At 72.9% G+C, this 7,454-nt stretch carries 7 protein-coding genes and 1 pseudogene; 2 read left to right on the forward strand and 6 right to left on the reverse strand.

Annotated elements, in window-relative coordinates; genetic code table 11:
- Nucleotides 1-53 precede the first annotated feature (53 nt).
- Together QMG73_RS24350 and QMG73_RS24355 are read right to left on the reverse strand one after the other, a co-directional pair.
- Complete coding sequence (locus QMG73_RS24350) at nucleotides 54-482, reverse strand: VOC family protein (protein WP_281899355.1); 429 nt, start codon at nucleotides 480-482, stop codon at nucleotides 54-56.
- On the reverse strand, nucleotides 479-967 hold the full coding sequence (locus QMG73_RS24355) for a helix-turn-helix domain-containing protein (RefSeq protein ID WP_281899357.1): 489 nt from the start codon (nucleotides 965-967) through the stop codon (nucleotides 479-481). The genes QMG73_RS24350 and QMG73_RS24355 overlap by 4 nt, the downstream gene beginning before the upstream one ends.
- Before the next feature lie 67 nt (nucleotides 968-1,034).
- On the opposite strand from QMG73_RS24355, the pseudogene QMG73_RS46420 reads away from it, so the two are divergent.
- A pseudogene (locus tag QMG73_RS46420) lies at nucleotides 1,035-1,157 on the forward strand (trypsin-like serine protease); the annotation flags it as partial.
- Nucleotides 1,158-1,263: 106 nt separating this feature from the next.
- Here QMG73_RS46420 and QMG73_RS24360 read toward each other — a convergent pair.
- The 3 genes from QMG73_RS24360 to QMG73_RS24370 all read right to left on the reverse strand — a co-directional run bounded on the left by QMG73_RS24360 (nucleotide 1,264) and on the right by QMG73_RS24370 (nucleotide 5,155).
- Nucleotides 1,264-2,130, reverse strand: a complete 867-nt coding sequence (locus QMG73_RS24360) for a 1-aminocyclopropane-1-carboxylate deaminase/D-cysteine desulfhydrase (RefSeq protein ID WP_281899358.1) — start codon at nucleotides 2,128-2,130, stop codon at nucleotides 1,264-1,266.
- 535 nt (nucleotides 2,131-2,665) lie between these two features.
- Nucleotides 2,666-3,376, reverse strand: coding sequence for an SseB family protein (locus tag QMG73_RS24365; RefSeq protein WP_281899360.1), 711 nt, complete (start codon nucleotides 3,374-3,376; stop codon nucleotides 2,666-2,668).
- 72 nt (nucleotides 3,377-3,448) lie between these two features.
- Entirely contained in the window at nucleotides 3,449-5,155 is a 1,707-nt protein-coding gene (locus QMG73_RS24370; protein ID WP_281899362.1) for a type VII secretion protein EccE, read from the reverse strand.
- 50 nt (nucleotides 5,156-5,205) lie between these two features.
- Here QMG73_RS24370 and QMG73_RS24375 point away from each other — a divergent pair, with 50 nt between their 5' ends.
- Nucleotides 5,206-6,885 (forward strand): right-handed parallel beta-helix repeat-containing protein, encoded by a 1,680-nt coding sequence (locus QMG73_RS24375; protein ID WP_281899363.1) that lies wholly within the window; start codon nucleotides 5,206-5,208, stop codon nucleotides 6,883-6,885.
- On the opposite strand, the gene QMG73_RS24380 is transcribed toward QMG73_RS24375, so the two are convergent.
- Nucleotides 6,872-7,450: a hypothetical protein gene (locus QMG73_RS24380; RefSeq protein WP_281899365.1), complete on the reverse strand. Its 579-nt coding sequence runs from the start codon at nucleotides 7,448-7,450 to the stop codon at nucleotides 6,872-6,874. The genes QMG73_RS24375 and QMG73_RS24380 overlap by 14 nt on opposite strands.
- Nucleotides 7,451-7,454: the final 4 nt, after the last annotated feature.

The raw sequence follows: 7,454 nt of genomic DNA on the forward strand, positions 1-7,454 counted from the left end.
GTGGGGTTTCCATCGCCGTGCCTGCCCTCCGCACGGCCGGGCCGGGCCGGCGATCAGTTGAAGTCGTCGGCTGTGTATTCGCGCGGTTCGACCAGGACCATCCAGTTGCCCGAGTTGTCGCGGACGACCGCCTCTACCCCGTATGGACGCTCCTCCGGCTCCTGGATGAACTGGACGCCCCGCTCCCGGAGCTCGTCGCACGTCTTGCGGCAGTCGTCGACGTTGAGCCCGAGGCCGTGCATGCCGCCCTCGTCGAGCGCCCGATTGATCATGTCGACCATCTCGGGCGAGTGCGGTGGGCCGGGCTGGGTCAGATGCACCTGGAGTTCGGGCTGGCTGGGGTGCTTGACGGTGCACCAGCGGTACCCCTCGGCGAGCGTGATGTCGGTGTGCTCCGCGAAGCCGAGAACATCGATGTAGAAGGCTTTCGAGGCGTCGACGTCCTTGACAAAAACGCTGGCGATGGAGATGTTTGTGATCATTCCTCCAGGCTAGGGAGCGTTCTCGCCGCCCCGCTTCTCCTGGGTTGCTCTTTCCGGCTTGCTCTTTCCGGCTCGCTCTTTTCCGCGAGGCCCCACATGAAGACGAAGCAGCCGGGGATGTACGGCGCGCCCTTGGCCGCCCAGCGGCGCTGGAACTCGCTCGGCGACTCCCCCACCACCTCGCGGAACCGGCTGCTGAATGACCCGAGGCTGGTGAACCCGACCGCATGGCAAACCTCGGTGACCGTGAGGTTGGTAGCTCGGAGCAAATCCTGGGCGCGCTCGACGCGCCGGCGAGAGAGGTGCGCGGCAGGTGACACGCCGTAGGTCGAGGTAAAGAGCCGCTGAAAGTGGTACTTGGACAGGCCCGCCACCGCCGCCAGGGCGTCGAGGGTCAGCGGCTCCGCGTAGTGGCGGTCGGCATGGTCGCGGGCCCGGCGCAGGTGGACGAGCAGGTCACCCGGGGCGCGGCGGGGAGCGCTCACGCCCGCCAGTCTAGGCCCGTATCAAGATGGGGGCTGAGCGCCGCCCGCGCCTTCATCGCTGCAGAACATGATCGAGACGTCGCACTGCGCCATGGAGGGCGACAGCGGCGGCCCGATGTGGGCCGGCACCGACGCGCTCGGCATCCTGTCCGGCGGCGGCGAAACCTGCACCGCCAATCCGGCCTACTACCAGCCCGTGAACTGGGTGCTGGCCAGCTATGTCCTGACCGTTTTCTCAGCGTGCGACGGCGGCCGGCCCTGGGCGGGGTCGGCCGCTGTTTCGTCGACGTACCGCTTCAGCCCGTCACGACCGCGACGATCACCGTGCCGCGCGGGAACCGTCCCTGGCGCGCGAGGGCGAAGATCCCGTACATCATCTTCGCCACGTACACCCTGCCCAGGGTCAGCCCGTGGCGGTCCTCGAAGTCGCGGACGAAGTCTTCGAGTTCGGCGGTGCGCCGGGCGTACCCGCCGAAGTGGAACGCGGTCTCGATCGACCAGTTGTCCGTCACCCGGCCGTACTCCGCCTGCAGCCGCCGCACCTCGCCGACCAGGAAATCGCCGCCTTTCAGGGCTGAGAATCCGATCGCGCGCTGGCCCTCGCCGAGGCCGAGCGCGATACCGGCGAGGGTGCCGCCCGTGCCGGACGCGCAGCAGATCAGGTCGTACGCGAACGGGATCTCGGGCGGTAGCTCGGAGCATCCTCGGAGCGCCAGCGCGTTACTGCCTCCCTCGGGCAGTAGGTAGAAGTCGCCGAACCGCCGGCGCAGGTCCTCGACGACGGCCGGGTCGGTCTTCGCGCGGTACATCGCCCGGTCCAGGTAGACGAGGCGCATGCCGCGCTCGACGGCGTACGCGAGGACAGGGTTGAGCGGCAGGTGTTCCTCGCCCCGGATCACGCCGATGGTGGCGAAGCCGAGGTGGTGGCCGGCGGCGGCGGTTGCCCCGATGTGGTTCGAGTAGGCGCCGCCGAATGTCAGCAGGGTGTGATGCGATTGCTCCGAGGCTGCGGCGAGGTTGTACTTGAGCTTGCGCCACTTATTGCCCCGGACCTCGGGGTGGATAAGGTCGTCGCGCTTGAGGTAGAGGCGCACGCCGGAGGGCGTCAGCCGCTCGTCGACCAGTTCCGTGACGGGCGAGGGCACCCGCGGCTCGAACGCCACCCCCTCACCGTACCGACCAGGTCCCCTGGCGCCGGGCCCGGACCGCAACCGCCACGCCCGCGGTCCGCGGGCGGGCCGGCGCTCCCGGACCGCAGGCGGCCGGCCGCAGCTCGCGGGCCGCGGGCGGGCGGCGCTCGTCGTCCGCGGGCGGCGGGGCGGCGCTCGCGGGCCGCGGGCGGCGCTCGCGGGCCGCGGGCGGCGCTCGCGGGGCGCCGGCGGCGCTCGCGGGGCGGCGGGGCGGCGCTCGCCGATCAAGGAGAGTCGCATCGATCAAGGGCGAAAACACGCGAAAAGAGATCGAACCACGTGCCTTTGCCCTTGATCGGCGGACCGGGCGTGGCGACACGCCGTGCCGGGCTGGCCTCGGGCCGGACGCACGCGGGAAAGAGATCCAACCGCGTGCATTCGCCCTTGATCGGCGGACCGGGCGTGGCGACACGCCGTCACCGGCGGGCGGCAGCGCCGGGGAAAGGACCTGGGCGGGCGGAGCGGGCGCGCGGTGGGGGGCGGAGCGGGCGCGCGGGGCGAAAGTGGGTTAGGGGGTGGCGGTGGGGAGGGTGTTGGTCATGGCTGCCATGGTCGCCGCGGGCAGGGTTGCGCCGATGTGGTGGTCGGGGTCGATGAGGGCGGCGTGCTCGTCTGGCCAGTGGCGTAGTACGTCGACGAATCGGGCGACCAGCCACGGTACGTCGCCCAGCCTGGCGCGCAGCCGCACGGGCGAACTGAACAAGGCGATCGCCTGCCCGTCCGGCGCGCGCCACCAGGCGAATTCCGGGTCGGTCAGGTCGCGCGACGGGGATCCTTCGGGGCGCATCGGGACGGTGACGTCGGCGCCGACAAGGGCGTCCAGGTAGGGCTCCGGGTCGCCGCCAGCCTGCCACAGAGCGACGTCCAACGGGTACGTCTCCGCCGCGCGGGCCGCGGCCTGGGCGACGCCGCTCGGTTCGACGGTCACCTGCGTCGGCAGTCCACTGTCGACACTGAGTGACCACTCAGGGTCCGGCCAGCCGTGCAGGAGGTCGAACGCGGGCCAGATGCTGTATCGCTCGATGTCGACGGGCAGGGTGGTGTAGACGACCACGCACACGCCGTCGGGCGTCTCGACGACCGGCCAGCCGCCCTCGGCGGGGTCGCCGGGCACGACGAGGCAGGAGTCGACGAGCGCGGCCAGGTAGGCGTCCGGGTCGCCGCGGTGGACAGCGTCGTACAGCGCGCCAAGGACGTACTCGTCGGGCCGCCAGCTCATGCGCCGCCGCCCGCGGCCACGGAGGGCACCGCGCTCATGCGCCGACGCCCGCAGCCGCGAAGGGCACCGCGCTCATGCGACGGCCGCGGTTGGTGCCAAGGGGGCGGGGGCGCCGGTCACCGTGCGCTCCCACTCGGTCGCCTCCAGCCAGGTGTAGCTGTTTACGCCGCCGCCCACCAGCGCGACCATGTCGTCGGGCAGGCGGGTCAGGGCGCGCGGGGTGTCGCCGGTCATGCCGAGCGCCCGGGCGGCGACGTCGGCCTCGTCTTCGCCGATCCGGTGTAGCACGGCGAGATGCGCCTCGGCGAGGCGGCGGGCGCCAGCGGGTGAGAGGCGGGTGGCCACGGTCAGGCGGGCCTGCCACGGGCCCAGCGGGGCGCGGGTGGTGGCGCCGTCGGGGTCGAGGTCGTCGACGACGAGTGTCGGCCGGTACGGGGCGGCGACGCGGGGCGGCTCGGCGCCGACGACCAGCCGGTCGGGGCAGCGGGCGGCCTGCGCCAACGCGGTCCACTCGGCGTATCGGGCGGTGCGCACGCACACCTGCGCGCCCACGGCCAGCGCCCGCAGGGCGAGGACCTGAGCGGTGGCCCGGCCGCCGATGACGACCATCTCGGTGGGCCACGGCCGGAACAGGCGCACGACGGTGGCGCGCCGGTCAACGTCGCGTCCGAAGAGGACACCGACGGAGGCGGCGGGGCCGGCGGGCTCACCGGCGTCTTGCGTGACGGGGTGCCACGGCACGTCGAGCGGGTCGAGCCCGGCCGCGGCACCGGCCACCGCGTATCCGCCCGAGGGTGGCAGCGCGGCGCCCGTGGGCCCGGCCGCGTACGCCGCCGGCGCCTGCCGACCGTCTAACCTGGTCAGCGCCACGCCAGCACGGATCGCACCGGCCTGGACAGCCGTGTCGCACAGCCGCACGTCGCGCTCGGGTGCCACCACGCGTACGAGCCGGCGGGCGCGCAGCCCTCGCGGGCCGGACACGATCGTGGTGGCGACGGTGGCGACCGCCGCGGGTGCCGTGGCGACGGCGGTGGCGAGCGGGCTCGGCACGTCGTCGACGCCGTAGCAGACCTCGGCCATGCCACCGGCGACGCCGCCGACGCCGGCCAGTTGCAGCGCCTCGCCCAGCTCACGGGCGTCGAGTACCCGGCAGGACACGCCGGACACGCGCAGGGTGCGGCTCACCCGCAGGATCGCCGCCGCGGCCGCGCGTGCCGGTGCCTCCCGGTCGCCGCCGTGCCTGGCCACCACCGCCGCGCCGTCGCAGGCGTCGACCCGCACGCACACCCAGGAGACCTGGTGGGCCACAGTGGACTCGCCGGCGGTGAGCCGCTGGTACGACTCCAGGACCGGGGACTCCGGTGGCAGCAGGGTGGACGGCGCGGCGATGGTGTGCGAGACAAGTTGCACGGCCGTCGGGTCGCGCCCGTCGGCGAACACGCGGGCCACGGCGGCGAGGGGCGGCAGCGGGGCGCTCTCCGGCCGCAGGTCGAGCCGGGGCGCCAGCTCCGCGACGGCGAACCAGCCGCCGGTATCCTGCGCGACGCCCACGGACAGGCCACCGCGCTCGACGGTGCGGATGCGCAACGCCGGTGTCGGCGCCTTGGCGCGGCGCGAGCGGCGGGCCAGCAGCGCTCCCGTCGTGGTGACCGCGCCGGCGCCCAGCACCGCCCACGACCACCACGCGGACGGGGCCGCGTAGGCCAGTGCCGCCCCGGCGGCGGCGACCTCGGCGCCCACGAGAGGCGCCACCGGAAACCGAGTGGCCACAGTCGACACCCGCACAGCGTACCGATGTGGGCCCTTCCGCAACTATGCTGAGGCGCAGAATGACTCGGACACTCCTCGTGGCGCCGCTGCAGCACGGCGCTTACGCGACGATCGGCGACGCGCTCGCCGCCGCCCCCACGGGTGCCACCGTGCTGGTCACCCCGGGCATCTACCGCGAGGCGCTATTCGTCGGCGATATCACGCTGCGGATCGCACCGGCCGACGGTTCGGGCGCGGTCGAACTCGACGCGAGCGACCTGCCGTATCCGGCGCTGCACGTGGAGAGCGGCGACGTCAGCCTCGAAGGCCTGACCATCCGCGCCGGTGACCTGCCCGCCATCTCCGCGCGGGGCGCGACGGTCGCGTTGAAGCAGGTGGTGCTGAGCACCGGATACGGCGCGGCGATCGACGTGCGCGACCGCGGCACGTTGCGGGCGCACCGGGTGCGGGTGACCGCCGGGCAGTACGGCGTGGTGTTCGAAGACTCGGGCGGCACGATGACCGACTGCGAGCTGACCGACATCGCCGACGACGGCGTCATCGTGCGGCTGGGCGCCAACCCGGAGATCCGCGGCTGCACGATCAGCCGGTGCCAGCGCCGGGGCATCTACGTGTACCAGTCGGGGCGGCCGGTCATCGAAGGCTGTGAGATCTCCCACACCGGTGACGCGGGCATCGCGGTGGTGCACGAAAGCGCGCCGACGATCCGGGGTTGCTGGATCCACGACACCCGGGGCGCCGGTGTCCAGATCGGACGGGGCTGCGGCGGCGAGGTCGACCGCTGCCGGTTGGAGAACACCGGCACGCCCGGCGTCGACGTGGACGCGACAGCCACGACGGCAGTCACCATCGGTGACAGTGACGCGGCTGGGCGTACCGGAGCCGACAACGCCACCGCGGAGCCGGACCGGCACGACGCGGAAGCGGTGCGGTCGCGCCTGGCCGACCTTGACGCGATGGTCGGCCTCGCGGCCGTCAAGGCCGAGGTGCGCGGCCTGATCGACGAGATTCAGGTCAACGAGTGGCGACGCGGCGCCGGTCTGGTCGTCGACCAGACCAGCCACCATCTCATCTTCGCGGGCGCGCCGGGCACCGGAAAGACCACGGTGGCGCGGCTGTACGGCCGGCTGCTGGCGGCGCTGGGCGTGCTGGCCAAGGGCACGTTCAAGGAGGTGTCGCGGCGCGATCTGGTCGGGCAGTTCCTGGGGCACACGGCCGAGAAGACGGCGGCGGCGTTCGAAGAGGCAAAGGGCGGCGTGCTGTTCATCGACGAGGCCTACACGCTGTCGCGGGCCACCTCGCGCGCCGACTTCTTCGGCCAGGAGTCGATCGACATGCTGGTGAAGCTGATGGAGGACCACCGCGACGAGGTGGCGGTCATCGCCGCCGGCTACACCGACGAGATGGTGGAGTTCCTGTCGGCCAATCCTGGCCTGGCGTCACGGTTCTCCGCCACCATCGAGTTCGAGAGCTACGAGCCCGAGGAGCTGGTGCTCATCGCGCAGCGGATCGCGGCGGCGTCCGACTACGAGTTCACCGACGAGGCTTCCACCCTGCTGTACGAGCACTTCGCCCGCATGCGCCGGGACGCCACGTTCGGCAACGCGCGGGAGGCACGCAAGCTGTTCGAGGCGATCCGCAAGGCGCAGGCGCAGCGGCTGCTCGCCAGCGGCCAGCGCCCCGACATGACCAGCCTGCGCCGCCTCGCCGGTGAGGACGTGGTGGCTACCGTCCTGTGAGGACGGTGAGGGCTTCCTCGTATTTCGCGCGGCGGGCCTCCAGATGCTCGCGACGCAGATCGGCGGGGCTCTCGGCGCGCACCCGCTTGCCGCGCTCGGACCAGAACGCCTCGTCCGGCGGCTCCTCGGCGCCGTCGGGCAGGAACTTCAACACCTCGTCGACGGCGGCGACCGCGCCGGCCAGGTCGGCACGTGCCGCGGCCAACTCCTCGCCGGTCAGCTCCTCGGCGGCCAGATCCTCGGCGGCCAGGTCGCCGAGCGGTTCGACGGCGGCGAAGTTGCCGGCCACCCACAGCCATTCGCCGGCGTCGAGCAGCTCGGACGGCTCCGGCCCGCCGAACCGCACCCGGTTGCCCGGCAACGACACCGCCTCCGGCAGGCGGAACACGAACTCGCGTGCCGTGCCGCAGCCGTCGCACGGCCCCTGGTACCGGCTGGCGAGGTCGCCCTCGGCCATGACGACCGCGCTCTGGCACTCGAAGTCGGACTCGCCGCACACCTCGCACGGGTGCATCGCCATGTAGAGGTGCGCCTCCTCCACCGACCGCTCCAGCAGCAACGCCACGCCC

Origin of the sequence: Phytohabitans aurantiacus (assembly GCF_027923225.1) — a bacterium.
Taxonomy (GTDB): Bacteria; Actinomycetota; Actinomycetes; order Mycobacteriales; family Micromonosporaceae; genus Phytohabitans; species Phytohabitans aurantiacus.

Coding starts and splice junctions, on each gene's coding strand:
- QMG73_RS24375 (WP_281899363.1), top strand. CDS start 5,206: ATGACTCGGACACTCCTCGTGGCGCCGCTGCAGCACGGCGCTTACGCG.
- QMG73_RS24350 (WP_281899355.1), bottom strand. CDS start 482: ATGATCACAAACATCTCCATCGCCAGCGTTTTTGTCAAGGACGTCGAC.
- QMG73_RS24365 (WP_281899360.1), bottom strand. CDS start 3,376: ATGAGCTGGCGGCCCGACGAGTACGTCCTTGGCGCGCTGTACGACGCT.